Here is an 18,489-nt window from a genome sequence, read left to right as displayed (position 1 = left end):
ATTGGCTCCTCGTCCTGGAGGAAACCGTGGACATCAATATTGGCCAAGGCCTGACGGACGCCTGGCGACAGGTGGCGACGTTCGTGCCCAGGCTGGTCGCGTTCCTGGTGATTCTGATCATCGGGTGGATCGTGGCGAAGGCGCTGCAGAAGCTCGTGGACAAGCTCCTCGACCGCGTGGGGTTCGAGCGGGCCGTGCAGCGCAGCGGCGTGCAGCGCTGGCTCGAAAGCAGCCGGTACGACGCCAGCGGCCTGCTCGCCAAGCTCGTCTACTACGCGATCCTGCTGATCACCCTGCAGATCGCCTTCAGCGTCTTCGGGCCCAACCCGATCTCGGCGCTGCTCAACGGGGTGGTCGGCTGGCTGCCCAAGGCCGTGGTCGCCATCGTGATCATCGTGATCGCGGGCGCGATCGCCAGGGCCGTCAAGGATCTCGTCGACGGCGCGCTCGGCGGCCTGTCCTACGGGCGCTGGCTCGGCATCGCGGCAGCCGTCTTCATCTGGGCGCTGGGCATCATCGCCGCGCTCAACCAGATCGGCGTCGCCACGACCGTCACGACGCCGGTGCTCATCACCGTGCTCGCCACCATCGGCGCGATCCTGGCCATCGGGCTGGGCGGCGGGCTCGTCCGTCCGATGCAGCAGCGCTGGGAGCGCTGGATCGGCCGGATCGAGGCGGAGGCGCCGCAGGCCAGGGCGCACGCCGAGGCGTACCAGCGGGGACGTGAGGACGCCCGCACGATGGCCCGGCCCGCCGAGCCGGCCCAGACCACGCCCGGCGCACCCGGCACGACAGGCACCACCGGCACCACCGGCGGGGCGACCCGCGCGGACATCCCGCCCGGAACCTGAGCTCCGTGTGGCCGGGACGAGCGCCCGGTCACGCGGACCCACCAGGGCCGGCCCGCACCACCCGACCCCGCGGACCGGCCCCGCCCCCGTCTTGGGGGCGGTCAGGCGGGTTCGGCGAGGAAGCCCTGTTCGCGGGCGAGCCAGCAGACGGCCGTCAGCCGCAGCGCGGGCGCGTCGTGGTCGCCGCTGAAGATCCAGCCCAGGTGGCGCAGCTCGTCGAGGAAGCCCAGCAGGTAGTCGCCGAGGGTCTCGCGGTCGAGCGGGATCGCGTCACGCAGCAGGGCCGCGTGCTGATCCACGGCCGCGACCAGCGCCGGCTCGCTCTCCATCCTGGCGAGCTGGGCGTGGCCCAGCGTGTCCATCAACCACCGCAGGGGCGAACGCGCCCAGCCCTCCTCGAAAACCACGCGCCAACCTTAAGGCATCACCCGAGGTCAGACCGCCCGGGGGTGGTCGCACGGGCCGGACGGGTCAGTCGAAGGGCAGCCCGACGTAGTTCTCCGCCAGCGTGGTCGCCGCCGCCTCCGAGGAGGTGACGTAGTCCAGGTAGGAGGTCTGGAGCCGCCGCCCGTACGCGTCGTCCTCCTCGAAGGTGTGCAGCAGCGTCGTCATCCACCACGAGAAGTGCTGCGCCCGCCAGACCCGCTTCAGGCACGCCCGCGAGTAGCCGTCCAGCAGCTCCGGCGAGCCGTGCTCGAAGAAGGCCGTCAACGCCTCGGTCAGCACCCGGACGTCGGCCACGGCCAGGTTCAGGCCCTTGGCGCCGGTCGGCGGCACGATGTGCGCGGCGTCCCCGGCCAGGTAGAGCCGCCCGTACTGCATGGGCTCGGTGACGAAGGAGCGCATCGGCGTGACGCCCTTCTCGATGATCTCGCCCGTGGTCAGCTCGAAGCCCGGGACGGTCTCCAGCCGGGCCTTCAGCTCGGCCCAGACGCGCTCGTCCGGCCACTGCGCCACGTCGGCGTCGGCCGGGATCTGCAGGTAGAAGCGGCTGACGGTGGGCGAGCGCATGCTGTGCAGGGCGAAGCCGCGCTCGGTCCTGGCGTAGATCAGCTCCTCCGACGAGGGCGCCACCTCGGCCAGGACGCCGAGCCACGCGAAGGGGTACTCCCGCTCGAACACCTCCAGGACCCCGTCCGGGACGCTGGGGCGGGAGACGCCGTGGAACCCGTCGCACCCGGCGATCACGTCGCAGTCGAGCCGCTCGCCGCCGAAGGTGAGGTACGGCTGCGACTCCGGCGAGTGCACCGCGACGTCCTCGACCTCGAACCGGACGTCGCCGCCCGCCGCCAGCCGGGCCGCGATCAGGTCCTTGACGACCTCCTGCTGGCCGTAGACGGTGATGGCCCGGCCGGGGACGAGCCTGTCGAAGGCGATGCGGTGGCCGGCGCCGCCGTACCGCAGCTCGATGCCGTGGTGGGGCAGGCCCTCGCGCAGCAGGCGCCCGCCCACGCCCGCCTCGACGAGCGTGTCCACGGTGCCCTGCTCCAGGACACCCGCGCGCACCCGTCGCTCGACGTAGGCGCGGCTGCGCTTCTCCAGCACCACCGAGGAGATGCCGCGCAGGTGGAGCAGATGAGACAGCAGCAGGCCCGCGGGGCCCGCGCCGATGATCCCGACCTGAGTTCGCATGAGGGAAGTCTGCTGCCTTCAGGCCCCGGGAGCCGAGTAGCCTCTTCCACTGAGTGGAAGAACTGTGCAGGAGTGTGGTCATGTCCGGAGGAGCCAGGCAGCCGGGGCAGACGGTGACGTCCAAGGTGCTGGCGATCCTGGGGGCGTTCGACGCGGCCCATCCGCAGCTCACGCTGACCGACCTGGCCAGGCGGAGCGGGGTGCCGCTGAGCACGGCCCACCGGCTGGTGGCCGAGCTGGAGCGGTGGCAGGCGCTCAGCCGCTCCCCCGACGGGCGGCTGCGGGTGGGGCTGCGGCTGTGGGAGCTCGGCCAGCTCGCCCCCGGCAGCCTCCAGGGCCGCGCGCACCCCTGGCTCCAGGAGCTGTTCGCCACCACCGGCGAGAACGTGCACCTCGCCGTCCGCGACGGCCTGGAGGTCCTGTACGTCGACAAGGTGTACGGCAGGCGGGCCGTGCCCATCGTCTCGCGCACCGGCGGGCGGCTGCCGATGCACCCGACGGGCGTGGGCAAGGCGCTGTTGGCCTTCGAGCCGGAGTGGTTCGTGCAGGCGTACCTGGCCCGTGCCCTCGAACGGCCCACGCCGCACACCGTCACCGAGCCCGGCCGGCTGGCCAGGGAGCTGGCGGCGGTGCGGGCGCAGGGCTACGCGCTGACGCACGAGGAGATGACGCTCGGCTCGTGCTCGGCGGCGGCGCCGGTCGTGGTGGACGGGCGGGCGGTGGCCGCCGTGGGGATCGTGCTCGCCTCGCGGCGCTCCCGCGAGCTGCCCCGGCTGGTGGACCCCCTCCTGGAGACCGCCGCCCGGATCGCCCACGCCCACCAGACCCCCTGACCGGCCGGCCCGCCCGGGTCGCCCCACCCCTGACCGGCCGGATCCGAACGCGAGCGGCCTCTCAAGGCAGGGGTCCCAGGTGTCCCGAGGTGGGGCGGTGTCCGGAGGTGGAGGATCAGTCGGTGAATCTCTGGATGCGGTCCTTGAACAGGGTGGTCGCGATGGCCGCCTTGTGCGGCTGGCCCTTCAGGAACGCCTGCGCGAAGCTCTTGGCCTGGTCGTAGGAGACCTTGCCGGGCATGGGCGGCTCGTTCGGGTTGACGTCCACGTCCACCAGGGCCGGGCCGTCGTGGGCGAGCGCCTGCCTGATCGCCGCGGCCACGTCCCCGGACTTGGTGACCTTGGCGCCGAACCCGCCGCACGCCCTGGCCCACACCGAGTAGTCGGCCTCGGGCTGGGCGAAGCGCACGCCGTGCTCGGGGTAGCCGAGGACCATCTGCTCCCACAGGATCTGGCCGAGGGAGTTGTTGTTGTTGATGACGACCTTGACCGGCAGCCGATGCTGGGCGGCGGTCAGGAACTCGGCCATCAGCATCGCGAACCCGCCGTCGCCGACGTAGGCGATGACCTGGCGGCCGGGGAAGGCGTGCTGCATGGCGATGGCGTACGGCAGGCCCGGGGCCATCGTGGCCAGCGTGCCCGACAGGTAGAACTCGCGCCCGCCGCGGATCGTCCAGTGGCGGGCGGCCCAGGTGGCGATCGTGCCGCTGTCGCAGGTGAGGATGGCGTCGTCGGAGGCCAGGTCGTCCAGGACGGCCATGGCGTACTGGGGGGCGATCGGGTCCCTGTCAGGGTTCTCCAGGGCGTCCATGTCGGAGCGCCACTTGGCCATGAGCTTCTGGTACTTCGCCAGGTGGCCGTTGCCGTTCCCCCGGTTGAGCAGCGGCAGCAGCTCCCGCAGTCCCTCCTTGGCGTCGCACACCACGGGCACGTCGGTCGGCACCCGCGCCCCCGCCCTGGTCGGCTCGGCCTCGAACTGCACCACCCGCGCCTTGCCCGGCTCGGGCAGGAACTTCGAGTACGGGAAGTTCGTGCCGATCATGAACAGCACGTCGGCCTCGTCCATCAGCTCCTCGCTCGGCCTCGTGCCGAGCAGCCCGATCCCGCCCGTCGTGTACGGCGAGTCGTCCGGGACGACCGCCTTGCCGGGCAGCGTCTTGACCACCGGCGCGCCCAGCGCCTCGGCCACGGCCAGCACCTCGTCCCGGGCGTGCAGCGCGCCCTGCCCGGCCAGGATGGCGGGCCGTTCGGCGGCGTTGAGCACCTCGGCGGCCCGAGCCAGGTCCTCCTGGCGCGGCAGCCCCGGGGGCCGCAGGTAGATCGGCGCGGTCTCCGGCGCCCGCACCGGCGCGACCGTCCGGTACGGGTCCTCCCCCGCGTCGGCCACCTGGATGTCGTTGGGCAGCGTGAGATGGGCGACGCCGCGCCGCGCGTAGGCCGTCCGGACGGCCAGGTCCACCAGCGAGGGCAGCTGGGCCGGGTTGGTGATCATCATGTTGTACTCGGCCACGTCGGCGAACAGCTTGTCGAGGTGGACCTCCTGCTGGTAGCCGGTGCCGAGCACGGCGGTCTCCTGCATGCCGGTGATGGCCAGCACCGGGACGTGGTCGAGCTTGGCGTCGTAGAGACCGTTGAGCAGGTGGATGCCGCCGGGGCCGGAGGTGGCCAGGCACACGCCGATCCGTCCCGTGGCCTTGGCGTAGCCGGTGGCCATGAAGGCGGCGGCCTCCTCGTGGTGCACCAGCACGAACCGCACCCGGTCACGATGACGGCGCAGCCCCTCCATGATGCCGTTGATACCGTCGCCCGGCAGGCCGAAGACGGTGTCCACGCCCCACTCGGCGAGCCGTTCGATCAGGGATTCGGATGCGATACGAGCCATATTGGCGGCTCTACCCCGCACCGCCGTCCACAGACCTCGTCACGAAAATCATTGTCATCTCTGGGGATTCGCGGGTATGGACCCGGCATGCGCATTCTGGTCACAGGAGCCACCGGCACCCTCGGCAGGGCACTGGTGCCCGTCCTGCTCAAGGCGGGTCATCGGGTACGGGCGCTCAGCCGTACCCGGCACGAGAGCCGCGGGGGCGTGGAGTGGGCTTGGGGCGATCTGGCCTCGGGCAAGGGCGTCGCGGAGGCCGTACGGCAGATCGAGGCCGTCGCGCACCTGGCCACCGGCGGCCGGCAGGGAGGCGCCCAGGTGGACCTGGCCGGCACCCGCACGCTGACCGCGGCGGCCCGCTCGGCCGGAGCCTCGCACCTGCTGCTGCCCTCGGTCGCCGGCGCGGACCGCGCGCCCGGCCACCGGCACAAGCTGGAGGCCGAACGGCTGGTCAAGGAGAGCGGCATGGCCTGGACGGTCGTCCGCGCCACCCCGTTCCACCAGTCGGTCGACCGGCTGCTGCGCGACCTGTCCACGCTGCCCGTGCTGCCCATGGACCGCTCGCTGCTCTGGCAGCCGGTGCACGTGAACGACGTCGCCGCCCGCCTGGCCGCGCTGCTGGCCGGCGGCCCCGCCTGCGCGGTCCTGGAGTACGGCGGCCCGCAGGTCCTCGGCACCGAGGAGCTGGCCAGGACCTGGCTCGACGCCCGTCACCTGCGCCGCCTGTGCCTGCCGGTGCGCATCCCGGGCAAGCTGGCCGCCGCGCAGCGCGCGGGCGCGTTCACCACCGAGGCCGATCCCAAGGGCCGGATCACCTGGCACGACTACCTGTTCCCGCCGCCGCCCACGCCCTCGGACGACTTCGCCGAGGAGCACACCGCCTCGCCGACCAGCCCGGCCACCCAGCCCGAACACGACCCGTCCCGGCACGTCTACGGCGGCGACGAGGGCTACCAGCGGCCGACCCGCGGCTGAGACCGGTTACCGATTCGTTAGGCACCCCCCTCTTGCTGGGCTTTCTCCGCCGTCGGTACGGTCACTGAACAACTTGTTCAGCCTGACCGATCGAGGGGTTCGATGACGGACCTGGGCACCCGCATCCGGGCCTACCGCGGCATGCGCGGCATGACCGTGCGCGCGCTGGCCGGCGAGGCCAAGGCGAGCCCGAGCTTCATCAGCCAGCTCGAACGCGGCCAGACCAGCGCGAGCATCGGCATGCTGCGCAGGATCGCCTCGGCGCTCGGCATCACCGTGGCCGACCTGTTCAACGAGGACGACGAGCCCGCCCACCGCGTGGTGCGCCGCGCCGAGCGTCCCGAGCTGGCCACCGGGCCGGGCACCCGCAAGTTCCTGATCTCCCAGCGCCCGCTGCGCACCCTGGAGATGTACGCCGGGGAGTTCGAGCCGGGCGCCTCCACCGGCGACGAGCCGTACACGCACGGCGACTCGCAGGAGATCTTCCTCGTGCTGCGCGGCAACCTCACGCTCTGGCTGGGCCCCGCCGGGTCCGCCGCCGCGCACCCGATGGGGCCCGGCGACAGCGTGGAGTACCGCACGTCGGTCCCGCACCGGGTGGTCAACGACGGCGACGAGACCGCCGAGGTGCTCTGGGTGATCAGCCCGCCCACCCCGTCCGCCGGGGACAAAGCGGACGGGGAAACAGCGGAGGGGCAAGCAGCAGCCGTGGAGGCAGAACAGTCATGACAGGCATCCCGCTCACCGACGACTTCGCCAACGGGGGCGTCTCGTTCTGGTACCGGCAGATCGGCCTGCCCGCCAGGCGGCCGTCGCTGCCCGGCTCCCGCGAGTACGACGTGGCGATCGTCGGCGGCGGCTACACCGGTCTGTGGACGGCGTACTACCTGAAGAAGGCCCAGCCCGACCTGCGGATCGCGATCCTGGAGAAGGAGTTCGCCGGGTTCGGGGCGTCCGGGCGCAACGGCGGCTGGCTGTCGGCCGAGTTCGCCGGCTCGCGCGAGCGGCACGCCGAGGCGCGCGGCCGGCAGGCCATGATCGACCTCCAGCACGCCATGTTCCGCGCGGTGGACGAGGTCATCGACGTCACCCGCGCCGAGGGCATCGACGCCGACGTGCACAAGGGCGGTCTCGTGCACGTGGCCACCAACCCGGCCCAGCGGCGGCGGCTCCGCGAGGAGGTCGCCGACCTGCGCTCCTGGGGGTACGGCGAGGACGACATGCGCCTGATGGACCGCGACGAGCAGCGCGAACGCCTCCAGGTGGCGGGCACGCTGGAGGCCGCCTACTCGCCGCACTGCGCCCGCGTGCAGCCGGCCAAGCTCGCCGTCGGGCTGGCCACGGCCGTCGCGGCGCTGGGCGTGGACGTCTTCGAGGGCACGACGGTGACCGAGATCCGGCCGCGCGTGGGCGGCGGCAAGGCGACCGCGCACACGCCGCTCGGCATCGTCTCGGCCGACTACGTCATCCGCGCCACCGAGGGCTTCACCGCGTCCCTGGCCGGGCAGCACCGGCAGTGGCTGCCGATGAACAGCTCCATGATCGTCACTGAGCCGCTGCCCGCCGAGGTGTGGAAGCACATCGGCTGGGCGGGGCACGAGCTGCTCGGCGACCAGGCCCACGCCTACGTCTACGCCCAGCGCACGGCCGACGACCGGATCGCGATCGGCGGGCGGGGGGTGCCGTACCGGTTCGGGTCGCGTACCGACCGCCGGGGGGCCACCCAGGCGCGGACGGTGGCGCTGCTGTGGCGGATGCTGGTGAAGCTCTTCCCCGCGGCGGCCGACGCGCGGGTGCAGCACTCGTGGTGCGGGGTGCTCGGCGTGCCGCGCGACTGGTGCTCGACCGTGCACCTCGACCACGCGAGCGGGCTCGGCTGGGCCGGCGGGTACGTCGGCAGCGGCGTGACCACCACGAACCTGGCCGGGCGCACGCTGCGCGACCTGGTGCTGCGGCGGGACACCGAGCTGACGGCGCTGCCATGGGTGGGCCGGCAGGTGCGGCAGTGGGAGCCGGAGCCGCTGCGGTGGGCGGGCGTGCAGCTCATCTACACGCTGTTCCGGGCCGCCGACCGCCACGAGAACGACCGCGGCACCGGCACGTCGCTGTACGCCCGCCTCGGCAACCTCGTCTCCGGCCGCTGACCCGCCCCCCTCGGCCCTCCGGGGCGCTACCTCCCTCAGCGCCCTGGTTCCCGGCCGCCGATCCGCCCCCTGATCGGCGGCCCTGGCCGGCGGCCCCTGACCGGGCGCCCTGCCGCGCCCGGTCAGGGGCCGCCGGCGCCCTGCCAGGGGTCGTAGTCGACCTCCAGCGGCTCCTGCGCCGGCCGCTCCTCCTCCGGCACATGCTGGAGGTTGACCCGGATCCGGTACCAGACGCTGCTGCGCCCGCGCATGCCGTCGACCAGCACGTCGGCGGCCTCCAGCAGGGCCGCGACCTCGGGGTGGCGGGCCTTCCAGCGGTCGAGCCCCGCCAGCGCCTCCTCCTTGTGCTGGGCCCTGGCGATCTCGATGACCGGCATGGTCTGCTGCCTGCGCCCGCTGCCCTTGGGCGGCTTGGGCGCGGGCCCGAGCTCCTCGGCCAGCTCCAGCAGCCCGTCGAGCGACCCGGCGTGCAGATCCATGTCCTCCCACGGGTCGCCCAGCTCGGCCAGCCGCTTGGGCACGCTGTCGACCGTGAACGTCTCGGGCCGGCAACCGGGCACCTCGTCCCAGGTCAGCGGCGTGGACACGCGGGCGTCGGGCACCGCGCGCACCGAGTACGCCGAGGCGACCGTGCGGTCGTAGGCGTTCTGGTTGAAGTCGACGAACACGCCGTGGCGCTCCTCCTTCCACCACCTGCTGGTCGCCAGGTCGGGGGCCCGCCGCTCGACCTCGCGGGCCACGGTCTCGGCCGCCTTGCGCACCTTCGCGAACGGCCACCGCCGCTCGATCCGGGCGTAGACATGGAACCCGCGCGACCCGGACGTCTTGGGCCAGGCGACCAGCCCGTGGTCGGCCAGCACCTCCCGCGCCACCTGCGCGGTGGCCAGCACGTCGGCCCAGGCGACGCCGGGCACGGGATCGAGGTCGATGCGCAGCTCGTCGGGCCTGGCCAGGTCGTCGGCGCGCACCGGGTGGGGGTTGAGGTCGACGCACCCCAGGTTGATCACCCAGAGCAACTGCGCCAGATCGGTGCAGACCACCTCTTCCGCGCTCAGCCCGGACCGGTAGCGCAGCTCGGCCACCTCGATCCAGTCGGGCCGCTTGGCGGGAGCCCGTTTCTGGAAGAACGCCTCCTGCTCGATGCCGTGGACGAACCGCTTGAGCACCATCGGCCGCCCGTGCACGCCGCGCAGCGCCGCCTCGCCCACCGCCTGGTAGAACCGGATCAGGTCGAGCTTGGTGTGGCCCGACTGCGGGAAGACCACCTTGTCGGGGCTGGTGATGTGGACGGAACGCCCCGCGACCTCGATGTCAGGCATGAGATCACAGTACGCGGCGGGTCCGACAGTCAGCCGGGACGCCACCCCCGGCTGCGCGCCTCCCAGTACGTCAGCCCGAGCCGCCGGTGCAGCGCGACCGCCGCCTCGTTGTGCTCGCGCGCCTCCCGGTCGCGGCCGAGCCGCCCGGCCAGCTCGGCCAGCACGTCGTGCACCGAGCCCCAGGCGGCGCTGCCCATCCCCATGACGATGAGCTGGCCGGAAATGGGCAGCAGCCGTTCGTACAGGTCGGCCGGGTCGGGCGTGCCGAGCCGGGCGGCCACCAGCCCCCAGACCGGGTGGAGGAAGTCCGCCGACCAGTCCTCGCGCAGTTCCACGCCCCACCGGCCGATCAGCTCCCTGGCGAGCTCGGGCCGCCCGGCCTCCAGCGCCGCGAGGACGGCGAGCGGGCGCACCGGGCTCATCAGCGGGCGCTCCCCCGCCGCCACCAGCTCCTCCAGCAGCTCCGCGCCCCGGTCCTGGCCGCGCCGGCAGGTGTAGAGGGCGGCCAGGCGGCGCGCCTCGATCCCCCACAGGCTGCCGCCGTACGTGAGGCCGGGGAAGCGGCCGAGCAGGGCTTCGGCCTCGTCCCAGCGGGCGTGCAGGGTGTGCGCAGCGGTCTGCGAGACGCGGACCATCGCCTCCAGCTCGGGCCTGGCCACCTCGTGCAGGAGCTGCTCGCAGCGGTCCAGGTCCCTGGCCCACTCGGCCAGGTCGCCCGCGCGCAGCAGGCACGACATGCGCAGGACGCGTCCCACCAGCCGGGCCTCCCTGGGCAGGCCGGGAATGGCGAGCATCTCCTCGGCCGCCTTGAGCCGCACGTCGTTGCGGCCCGGGACGAACCCGGCGATCAGGTAGTTGTTCAGCGCCGTGGCCAGCAGCATCGGGTCGTCCAGGCCGCGGGCCAGCTCGACGGCCTCCAGCGCCAGCCGTTCGCCCTCGGCGCGGCGCGGGCCGTAGTGCAGCTCGATGCCGAGCGTGCCCAGCAGCGCCGCCCTGGACGCCGGGTCGAGGCCGCCGGCCAGCAGGTCCTCCAGCACCGTGACCATCGCCTCGTCCACGACGCCGTACGGCCGCCAGTTCCACACCGACAGGCCGCCGAACACCGAGACGGCGGCCACCAGCGCGTCCTTGTCGCCGAGCCGCTGGGCCTGGGCGACGGCCTCGTCCAGGTCGCGGCGGGCGCCGGCGGCGTCGCCCAGGGTGCGGCGGGCCCGGCCCAGCTCGACGAGCAGCCGGCAGCGCCGCGGCGAGTCGCCGGGCGGGAGGTGGGCCAGCGCCAGCTCCCACAGCTCGACGGCCTCCTGGTAGCCGTGCCGGGCGGCGGCCTGGGCCGCGGCCTCGGTGGCGTGCTCGACGGCCTTGGCCGCCCCGCCCAGCCTGGCCGCCGCGGCGAAGTGGCCGGCCAGCAGCGCCGGGTCGGCGCCGGGCACGCCCTCCAGGGAGCGGCCGGCGCGCAGGTGCAGCCGGGCGCGGGCCAGGGTGGTCAGGCCGGCGTCGAGGGCCTGGCGGACGAGGGCGTGCGAGAAGCGGTAGTCGGCGGCCTCGGTCAGCAGCCCGGCGGCCAGGGCGGGCTCCAGGCCCGTCATGACGTCCTCGACCGGCTGCTCCACGAGCGCGGCCAGCAGGTCGACCGAGACCTCGCGGCCCGCGACGGCGGCGGCCCTGAGCAGGTCCCGCGTCGGCCCGGGCAGCCTGGCCAGCCTGCGGTCGATCACGTCGGCCGCGCCGGGCGGGACGAGGTGGCGTTCGCGTTCGGGCAGGCGCAGCAGCTCGGCGAGGTAGAACGGGTTGCCGCCGGAGCGGTCGAGCAGCTCCCCGGGGTCGGCGCTCACCTCGCGCAGGCGCAGGAAGGCGCGCACCCCCTCGGCGTCGAACGGCGCGAGCGGCAGCCTGCGGCCCTCCCTGGACAGCGTGCCCATCGTCTCGCGGAGCTGGGCCGGCTGGTCGGCGGGCTCGGGCCGGAGCGTGGCGATGATCAGGGCGGACGTGCCCGCCAGCTCGCCCGCGACGTGGCCGAGCAGCTTCAGCGACGAGGCGTCGGCCCAGTGCAGGTCCTCCAGCACCAGCAGGAGCGGGCCGCCGCGCAGCGAGGCGAGCACGGCGTCGTAGAGGTCGAACAGCTCGGCGTGCGGGGACGGCGGGATCATGCCCGCCCGCGCCCACGGCCAGAACGCCGGGGCCCTGGGGTCGTCCAGGCATCTGCCCCACTCCACCCGGAACCCGCGGGCGGCGGCCAGGTCGGCGGCGGCCCTGACCAGGCTGGTCTTGCCGATGCCCGCCTCGCCGGTGACCAGCGCCAGGCCGCCGTGCCCGGCCCTGGCGCCGCCCAGCAGCTCTTCCAGCGTCCGCAGCTCCGCCTCCCGTCCGACCAGGCGCTCTCCCGCCGCCCGTCCGCCCGCCGCGGCACTCGGCGCCGGTGGGGCCTTCGCGTCGTCCGCGTCCGGTCGCCGGGGCGGTTCGGCGGCGGTCGTCCCGCCGGGGGCGTCCAGGGCCGGGGACTGGTCGAAGACGGCCTGCTCCAGGCGTTTCAGCTCCGGGCCCGGCTCGATGCCCAGCTGTCCGGCCAGCAGCCCGCGCACCCGGCGCAGCGCGGCCAGCGCGTCGGCCTGCCGGCCCGCCCGGTAGAGCCCGAGCACCAGCAGCCGCCAGGCCCGCTCCCGGTACGGATACGCCTCGGTCAGCGCCTCCAGGTCGGGCACGGTGGCCTCCCCCAGCTCCAGCCGGGCTTCGAGCAGGTCCTCCTCGGCCGCCAGCCGCAGTTGCCCCAGCCGGGCCGGCACGTCGGGCGCCAGCCCGGGGAACTCGGCCAGCGGCTCGCCGCGCCACAGCCCGAGCGCCCGGTCCAGCACCCGCGCCGCCTCGCCGTGCCGCCCCTGCCGCACCAGCCGGGCGCCGTCGGCCGCCCAGGTGGCGAAGCGGGCGACGTCCGTCTGGCCGGGCGCGATGTCGAGCAGGTAGCCGGGCTCGCGGGTGAGCAGCACTTGAGGCGGCGTGCGCGGCTTGCGTCCGGGTTCGAGCACCCGTCGCAGGTGCGACACGTACGCCTGGAGCGTGGCGGTGGCCCTGGCCGGGGCCTCCCCCGCCCACAGCTCCTCGATCAGCCGGTCCAGTGGCACGATCCGGCCCGGCTCCAGCGCCAGCATGGCCAGCACCGCCCGCTGCTTCCTGGTGCCGAGGTCGAGGCGGGCGCCGTCGTCGTCGTCCACCTCAAGCGGACCGAACAGTCTGAACTCCACGGGGCTCAAGTCAACCCCAATTCCCACGCAAGTGGGACCAAGCATCATCGATCACATGAACGAACTGAGGAACATGACGACCGGCCCCGTTCTCCTTCCCGGCGACGACGGCTTCGACCAGGCGCGCCGTCCCTGGAACCTGGCGGTCGAGCAGCCGGTGCGCGCGGTGGTCGAGGCCGCCGACGCCGACGACGTGGCCGCCGTGATCGGCTACGCCCGCCTGCACGGCCTGGCGGTGACCGCGCAGCCGGGCGGCCACGGCGCGTCGGGCGACACCGAGGGGACGATCCTGCTGCGTACCGGCCGTCTGGGCGGGGTGGCGATCCGCGACGGGGTGGCGCGCGTCGGCGCGGGCGTGAAGTGGGGCGAGGTGCTGGACGCCGCGAGCCCGCTCGGGCTGACCGGCCTGGCGGGCAGCTCGCCGGTGGTGAGCGTGACCGGTTACACCCTGGGCGGCGGTCTGAGCTGGTTCAGCCGCAAGCACGGCTTCGCCGCCGACAGCGTGCGCGCCTTCGAGGCCGTGGACGCCGACGGCGGCCGGATCACGGTCACCGCCGAGAGCGACCCCGAGCTGTTCTGGGCCCTGCGCGGCGGCGGCGGCGACTTCGCGATCGTGACGGCCATGGAGTTCGACCTGCACCCCGCGCCCTTCCTGTACGGCGGCCGGATCATGTGGCCGGCCGACCGCGCCGAGCAGGTCATGGCGGCCTTCCGCGAGGTCACCGCCGACGCGCCCGAGGAGCTGTCGGTGTGGTTCCAGCTCCTCACGCCGCCCGGCGCCCCCGGCTTCGTCATGGTCGAGTGCACCTACCTCGGGGCCGACCCCGGGACGCTGCTGCGGCCGCTGGAGGCCGTGGGCGGGGCGATCGCCGACACCAGGCGGGTGCTGCCGGTGGCCGAACTGGCCTCGATCTGCGACGAACCGGTCGACCCGAGCCCCGGCATGGGCCACACCGAGCTGCTGACCAGGCTGGACGACGAGGTCGCCGGCGTGCTGACCGGGGAGCCGATCGAGCCGCTGCTGGCGGTTCAGGTCCGGCACCTGGGCGGGGCGGTGGCCAGGCCGGTCGAGGGCGGCGGCGCGGTGGAGCGGCTGCCGGAGCCGTACCTCGTGCACGCGCTGGGCCTGCCGTCGCCGGAGGTGTCAGAGCGCATCGAGCGGCTCGGCAAGGTGCTGGTGCCGTTCAGCAGCGGGCGGCGGCCGTTCACGATGCTGCACGGCGGGGAGCAGGCGGCGGCGGCGTTCTCGCCCGAGACGCTGGCCCGGCTGCGCGACCTCAAGCGCGCCCGCGACCCGCTCAGCGTCATCAGGTCCAACTTCCCGGTGCTCGGCTGAACCGATGGGCCCGGGAGCCGCGGGCGGCGGGCTAGGTGAGGTCGCCGTGACGGCCGGCGCCGGCGGCGAACCTGGCGGCGCCCGCCGCCGCGCCGGGCAGCGAGACCAGCCCGTGGCGCAGCTCGTTGCGCATGGCCTCCTCCTCGGTGAGGCCGTGCTGCTCCAGCAGCGACATGCGGTCGCCGCGCAGGCACGCCTGCGGGAACGCGGCGATCCGCGCGGCCAGCTCCTCGGCGTGCCGCCGGGCCGTGCCGGTGGGCACCAGGCGGTTGACCAGGCCCATGTCGAGGGCCTCCGGCGCGTGCACGGCGCGGCCGGTGAGTATCAGGTCCATGGCGCGCGAGGCACCGATGAGCCGGGGCAGCCGGACCGTGCCGCCGTCGATCAGCGGCACGCCCCAGCGGCGGCAGAAGACGCCGAACACCGCGTCCTCCTCGGCCACCCGCAGGTCGCACCAGAGGGCCAGCTCCAGCCCGCCGGCCACGGCGTGCCCGGCGACGGCGGCGATCACCGGCTTGGACAGGCGCATCCTGGTCGGCCCCATCGGGCCGTCGCCGTCCTCGCCGACGTGGTTGTCCAGCGCCTTGAGGTCGGCCCCCGAGCAGAACGTGCCGCCCTCGCCCCACAACACCGCCACGGCCGCGTCGGAGCGCTCGAAGTCGCCGAACGCGTCCGTGAGCGCGCCGGCGGTCTCCCTGTCGACCGCGTTGCGCGCCGCCGGCCTGCTCAGGACGACGGTCGTGACGGGTCCTTCGCGCTCGACGCGTACGGTCATGCGGCCCTCCTCGGGGAGACCTGGCGAGCGTACTGTCAGGCGAGCGCCCCGGCCAGCAGCTCGTCGAAGTGGTCGGCGGCCGGGGCGTCGACGCCGCGCAGCGGGCCGCGGTCGGCCAGGTGCGCCTCGGCGTACAGGCGGGCGACCAGGGCCTTGCGCCCGTCGTCGAGCCCCCAGGCGGCCTGGTCCTCCAGCAGCGCGGCGGCGTAGACGTCGGCCATGAACTGGGCCAGCGGGTAGAGGCGTTCCTCGGCGAGCGCCGGGTCGAGCCCGTGCCAGGCTTCGACGGCCTTGGACAGGTCGTCGATCCGCGCGTTCACCAGGTCGGAGGTGGCCAGGGCGCGCAGGCGGGCCAGGAAGGGCACGTGGGCCTCCTCGCGCAGCATGGCGCGGCGCACGTCCAGGCACAGGATGTTGTCGCCGCCCTCCCAGATCGGGTTGACCTGGGCGTCGCGCAGCAGCCTGGCCACCGGCCACTGCTCGATGTAGCCGTTGCCGCCGTGCACCTCGATCGCGTCGCTCGCCGCCGTCAGGCCGAGCCGGGCGGCGCGCAGCTTGATCAGCGCGGGGCCGAGCCGCAGCCGGGGGCCGACCAGGCCGTCGAACACCATCGCCTGGGCGGCCTCGACCTCGACGATCAGCTCGGCGAGCTTGCGGCGCATCAGCGGCTGGTCGATGAGCGGGCGGCCGAACGCCTCGCGGGAGCGGGCGTAGCAGATCGACTCGACCAGCGCCCGCCTGGCCACGCCGACGCCCATCATGGCGACGCCCAGCCGGGAGGCGTTGGTGAGCTTCATCATCGTCCCGAGCCCGGAGCCGGAGCCCTGGCCGGCCAGCAGGAACGCCTCGGCGCCGGTGAACTCGACCTCGGCCGAGGCGACCGAGCGGGTGCCCAGCTTGTCCTTCAGCCGCCGGATGCGCACGCCGTTGCGCGAGCCGTCGCGCCGCTCCCACAGCGCCAGGAACGGCGCCACCGCGCCGTCGGGCGTGCGGGCGAGCACCACGAACGCCGACCCGTTGGCATTGGAGGCGAACCACTTGAACCCGGTCAGCCGCCACGCCTCCCCGTCGGGCTCGGCCCACGCCTCCAGGGCGGCCAGGTCGGACCCGCCGGTGCGTTCGGTGAACATCTGAGCGGCCTCGCCGGAGTAGTAGCCGTCGGCGAAGATCTCCCGGACCCGGTCGCGTACGTCCGGGGGCGCGTGCTTCTCGGCCAGCGAGACCACCATGTCCCCGCCGGTGCCGAGCGCGCAGCCCATCCCGATGTCGGCCTGGTCGAGCAGGTACGTCCAGGCCGCCGCCAGCGCGGACGGGTCCGCCCCGTTCGCCCGTGCCTCCTCGGCGAACGACGGCGAGGTGAAGTTGTCCTCCATGAGCGCCGCGCGGGCGGCCTCGAAGGACGGCGGCATGACGACCCGGCTGACGTCCCTGCCCCACTTGTCGTACTTCTCCAGGCGGGGCGGGTTGCGGTCGGTCTCCTCGGCGCACTCGGCGACCAGGCCGCCCATCAGCGCGCCGAGCCGTTCCAGACGGGGCTCGGCCCAGGCGAAGCCGTCGCCGAGGTGGCGCCGCATGAGCAGGCGCAGCGTGGGGTCGCAGGTCCACCAGTTGCGCCCGGCCGCCCCCTGGTAGCGCTCGGTGGCGTAGCGGTCGCTGTGGTCGAAAGGTTCGATGAGATACCGGCCCATACTCGCGAGTGTTACATATAATCAACACGCGATGGAAGACCGTAACACCTCACTCAGCGCCCGGTCGGCGGTCCTGAGCGCGCTGCTGGGCAGCCACCCGCCCCGGCTGCCCGTCCGGCATCTGGTGCGCATCGGCGCGCTGTTCGGCATCGCCGAGGGCACGGTCCGGGTGGCGCTGTCGCGCATGGTGGCGGCCGGCGACCTGACGCAGCAGGGCGGCCGCTACACGCTGTCCGAACGGCTCGTCGAGCGCCAGGCCCGCCAGGACGAGAGCCGCGACCCGCACACCAAACCGTGGGACGGCACGTGGGAGGTGGCGGTGGTCACCGCCGAGCGGCGCGCCCCGGCCGACCGGGCGGCGTTCCGGCACACGATGTCCGCGCTGCGCATGGGCGAGCTGCGCGAGGGCACCTGGCTGCGTCCGGCGAACCTGGTGCGCGCCTGGCCCGAGACCGTCACCGCGCAGTGCACGCTGATCGACGGCCGCCCGCACGGCGACCCCACCCCGCTGCTGTGGGACCTCGACGGCTGGGCGGCCGAGGCACACCGGCTGGAGCGGGCGCTCGACCGGGCCGACGGGCTGGCCGAGGGCTTCCTGGTCTCGGCCGCCGTGCTGCGCCACCTGCTGGCCGACCCGCTGCTGCCCGCCGAGCTGCTGCCCGCAGGCTGGCCGGGAGCCGCGCTGCGGGCCCGCTACGACGCCTTCGACCACCGCTACCGCGAGGTCCTGCGCGCCCACATGGAGGGCTGATCCCCACCCCCACCTGGTGCCCCGCCCCGGCCCCGGCTCAGAGTGCGACGGCGAAGACGATGCGCTTGTTCCTGAACTCGGTGACGCTCCACAACTTGCCGCCGCGCACCGTCAGGTCCTCGGGCCCGATCGGGTAGGGCCTGGTCAGCAGCTTGTCACCGCTGTGGACGAGCAGCCTGCCGTTGGTGTTGCCGTCGGCCGCCTGGCTCAGGTACCACTTGCCGCCCCAGGAGACCGCCCCCTGGATCTTGGGGTGTCCCATGACGAAGGCGTCCTTGGGCGTGCCGTCCGTCAGGGGCAGGTTCCAGCGGGCGACCCACCCGCCGGGGTCGTTCTCGCGGTACTCGCCCGAGACCAGCGCGGGCGTGGCGCCGCTGCGGTCCACCGACAGGAACGAGAAGTGCGGCCCGCGCCGCGCGAGCTTCCAGCAGTCGGTCTGCGGCAGCAGGTAGCGGTAGCCGAAGGCGTGGAACTTGCCGCCGGAACGCCCGACGCGCGCGGGATCGCCCAGGTCGCTCTGGGCGGTGCGCAGGTCGAGCAGGTTTCCCAGGTCGAACACGCGCAGGCCGTTGTAGGTGTCGGCGACGTAGAGCAGGTCGCCGTGGCAGGCCAGGCCGCCCGCGTGCACGTCGATCGGCTTGTACGTCCCGTCGGGCGCGGCCTCGACCAGCAGCGCGTGCTGGTACTTCAGCGTCCGGGGGCTCAGGAACGACACCCTGATCCCCCGCTCGCCCGGCGTCGGCTTGAAGTACCAGCTCACCAGGAGCACCGGCACGCCGATGCTGCCGGACTCCTCGCCGCAGGTCACGCCCTGCGGGTACCAGTCGACGGTGTCCTGGTCCTTGCCGTCGAAGGCGTACCAGTCCGACGGCCTGGGCTGCATCGAGCCCAGCGCCGCCGTGGCGCCCTTGTGGACGGCGGTCCTGTTGGCGTGGGCCAGCAGGGCCTCGACCCCGGTCGCGCCGATCTCCCCGGCCAGCTTCGCCGCCCCCTCGGCCAGGGTCCCCGTGGCCCGCGTTAACGCGTAGGGCGCCTTGTCGGCCGGAACCATTCCCGTCGCCGCCATA

At 74.0% G+C, this 18,489-nt stretch carries 15 protein-coding genes; 7 read left to right on the top strand and 8 right to left on the bottom strand.

Annotated features, from left to right (window positions below; genetic code table 11):
- Positions 1-32 precede the first annotated feature (32 nt).
- Complete coding sequence (locus tag ACWCSU_RS09370; protein ID WP_449934773.1) at positions 33-851, top strand: mechanosensitive ion channel family protein; 819 nt, start codon at positions 33-35, stop codon at positions 849-851.
- A gap of 101 nt (positions 852-952) precedes the next feature.
- On the opposite strand, the gene ACWCSU_RS09365 is transcribed toward ACWCSU_RS09370, so the two are convergent.
- Together ACWCSU_RS09365 and ACWCSU_RS09360 are read right to left on the bottom strand one after the other, a co-directional pair.
- Positions 953-1,258: a DUF6401 family natural product biosynthesis protein gene (locus tag ACWCSU_RS09365; RefSeq protein WP_357706747.1), complete on the bottom strand. Its 306-nt coding sequence runs from the start codon at positions 1,256-1,258 to the stop codon at positions 953-955.
- A gap of 64 nt (positions 1,259-1,322) precedes the next feature.
- Complete coding sequence (locus ACWCSU_RS09360; RefSeq protein WP_449934662.1) at positions 1,323-2,483, bottom strand: 4-hydroxybenzoate 3-monooxygenase; 1,161 nt, start codon at positions 2,481-2,483, stop codon at positions 1,323-1,325.
- Positions 2,484-2,563: 80 nt separating this feature from the next.
- Here ACWCSU_RS09360 and ACWCSU_RS09355 point away from each other — a divergent pair, with 80 nt between their 5' ends.
- Positions 2,564-3,316 carry an IclR family transcriptional regulator gene (locus ACWCSU_RS09355; protein ID WP_357706750.1) on the top strand — a complete coding sequence of 251 codons (753 nt, stop codon included), beginning with the start codon at positions 2,564-2,566 and terminating at the stop codon, positions 3,314-3,316.
- A gap of 115 nt (positions 3,317-3,431) precedes the next feature.
- Here the strand turns inward: ACWCSU_RS09355 and ACWCSU_RS09350 are convergent, their stop codons facing one another.
- The gene (locus ACWCSU_RS09350; protein ID WP_364096221.1) at positions 3,432-5,198 is read right to left on the bottom strand and encodes a thiamine pyrophosphate-dependent enzyme; all 1,767 of its coding nucleotides are present in this window, start codon (positions 5,196-5,198) and stop codon (positions 3,432-3,434) included.
- 87 nt (positions 5,199-5,285) lie between these two features.
- On the opposite strand from ACWCSU_RS09350, the gene ACWCSU_RS09345 reads away from it, so the two are divergent.
- The 3 genes from ACWCSU_RS09345 to ACWCSU_RS09335 all read left to right on the top strand — a co-directional run bounded on the left by ACWCSU_RS09345 (position 5,286) and on the right by ACWCSU_RS09335 (position 8,317).
- Positions 5,286-6,173, top strand: coding sequence for an SDR family oxidoreductase (locus ACWCSU_RS09345; RefSeq protein ID WP_357706754.1), 888 nt, complete (start codon positions 5,286-5,288; stop codon positions 6,171-6,173).
- Positions 6,174-6,275: 102 nt separating this feature from the next.
- Positions 6,276-6,902 (top strand): helix-turn-helix domain-containing protein, encoded by a 627-nt coding sequence (locus ACWCSU_RS09340; protein WP_357706755.1) that lies wholly within the window; start codon positions 6,276-6,278, stop codon positions 6,900-6,902.
- Positions 6,899-8,317, top strand: coding sequence for an NAD(P)/FAD-dependent oxidoreductase (locus ACWCSU_RS09335; protein WP_449934661.1), 1,419 nt, complete (start codon positions 6,899-6,901; stop codon positions 8,315-8,317). Before ACWCSU_RS09340 ends, ACWCSU_RS09335 begins: the two co-directional genes overlap by 4 nt.
- 122 nt (positions 8,318-8,439) lie before the next feature.
- Here the strand turns inward: ACWCSU_RS09335 and ligD are convergent, their stop codons facing one another.
- Together ligD and ACWCSU_RS09325 are read right to left on the bottom strand one after the other, a co-directional pair.
- Entirely contained in the window at positions 8,440-9,636 is a 1,197-nt protein-coding gene (gene ligD / locus ACWCSU_RS09330) for a non-homologous end-joining DNA ligase (protein ID WP_357700994.1), read from the bottom strand.
- Between the two features lie 29 nt (positions 9,637-9,665).
- Positions 9,666-12,872 (bottom strand): BTAD domain-containing putative transcriptional regulator, encoded by a 3,207-nt coding sequence (locus tag ACWCSU_RS09325; RefSeq protein WP_449934660.1) that lies wholly within the window; start codon positions 12,870-12,872, stop codon positions 9,666-9,668.
- A gap of 55 nt (positions 12,873-12,927) precedes the next feature.
- Here ACWCSU_RS09325 and ACWCSU_RS09320 point away from each other — a divergent pair, with 55 nt between their 5' ends.
- Entirely contained in the window at positions 12,928-14,208 is a 1,281-nt protein-coding gene (locus tag ACWCSU_RS09320) for an FAD-binding oxidoreductase (protein ID WP_357700998.1), read from the top strand.
- 31 nt (positions 14,209-14,239) lie between these two features.
- On the opposite strand, the gene ACWCSU_RS09315 is transcribed toward ACWCSU_RS09320, so the two are convergent.
- Positions 14,240-14,983, bottom strand: a complete 744-nt coding sequence (locus ACWCSU_RS09315; RefSeq protein ID WP_449934659.1) for a crotonase/enoyl-CoA hydratase family protein — start codon at positions 14,981-14,983, stop codon at positions 14,240-14,242.
- A gap of 35 nt (positions 14,984-15,018) precedes the next feature.
- Complete coding sequence (locus ACWCSU_RS09310) at positions 15,019-16,671, bottom strand: acyl-CoA dehydrogenase family protein (RefSeq protein ID WP_357701002.1); 1,653 nt, start codon at positions 16,669-16,671, stop codon at positions 15,019-15,021.
- A gap of 31 nt (positions 16,672-16,702) precedes the next feature.
- On the opposite strand from ACWCSU_RS09310, the gene ACWCSU_RS09305 reads away from it, so the two are divergent.
- Positions 16,703-17,422, top strand: a complete 720-nt coding sequence (locus ACWCSU_RS09305; RefSeq protein ID WP_449934657.1) for a PaaX family transcriptional regulator C-terminal domain-containing protein — start codon at positions 16,703-16,705, stop codon at positions 17,420-17,422.
- Positions 17,423-17,459: 37 nt separating this feature from the next.
- Here the strand turns inward: ACWCSU_RS09305 and ACWCSU_RS09300 are convergent, their stop codons facing one another.
- Complete coding sequence (locus ACWCSU_RS09300) at positions 17,460-18,488, bottom strand: hypothetical protein (RefSeq protein ID WP_449934655.1); 1,029 nt, start codon at positions 18,486-18,488, stop codon at positions 17,460-17,462.
- Position 18,489 lies beyond the last annotated feature (1 nt).

This window comes from Nonomuraea sp. NPDC001699 (assembly GCF_053596455.1).
This window is presented reverse-complemented; position numbering and strand designations above follow the sequence as displayed.

Bases quoted from the DNA above. Each gene is read 5' to 3' on its own strand.
- ACWCSU_RS09360 (WP_449934662.1), bottom strand. From the start codon at position 2,483: ATGCGAACTCAGGTCGGGATCATCGGCGCGGGCCCCGCGGGCCTGCTG.
- ACWCSU_RS09355 (WP_357706750.1), top strand. From the start codon at position 2,564: ATGTCCGGAGGAGCCAGGCAGCCGGGGCAGACGGTGACGTCCAAGGTG.
- ACWCSU_RS09350 (WP_364096221.1), bottom strand. From the start codon at position 5,198: ATGGCTCGTATCGCATCCGAATCCCTGATCGAACGGCTCGCCGAGTGG.
- ACWCSU_RS09345 (WP_357706754.1), top strand. From the start codon at position 5,286: ATGCGCATTCTGGTCACAGGAGCCACCGGCACCCTCGGCAGGGCACTG.
- ACWCSU_RS09340 (WP_357706755.1), top strand. From the start codon at position 6,276: ATGACGGACCTGGGCACCCGCATCCGGGCCTACCGCGGCATGCGCGGC.
- ACWCSU_RS09335 (WP_449934661.1), top strand. From the start codon at position 6,899: ATGACAGGCATCCCGCTCACCGACGACTTCGCCAACGGGGGCGTCTCG.
- ligD (WP_357700994.1), bottom strand. From the start codon at position 9,636: ATGCCTGACATCGAGGTCGCGGGGCGTTCCGTCCACATCACCAGCCCC.
- ACWCSU_RS09320 (WP_357700998.1), top strand. From the start codon at position 12,928: ATGAACGAACTGAGGAACATGACGACCGGCCCCGTTCTCCTTCCCGGC.
- ACWCSU_RS09315 (WP_449934659.1), bottom strand. From the start codon at position 14,983: ATGACCGTACGCGTCGAGCGCGAAGGACCCGTCACGACCGTCGTCCTG.
- ACWCSU_RS09310 (WP_357701002.1), bottom strand. From the start codon at position 16,671: ATGGGCCGGTATCTCATCGAACCTTTCGACCACAGCGACCGCTACGCC.
- ACWCSU_RS09305 (WP_449934657.1), top strand. From the start codon at position 16,703: ATGGAAGACCGTAACACCTCACTCAGCGCCCGGTCGGCGGTCCTGAGC.
- ACWCSU_RS09300 (WP_449934655.1), bottom strand. From the start codon at position 18,488: ATGGCGGCGACGGGAATGGTTCCGGCCGACAAGGCGCCCTACGCGTTA.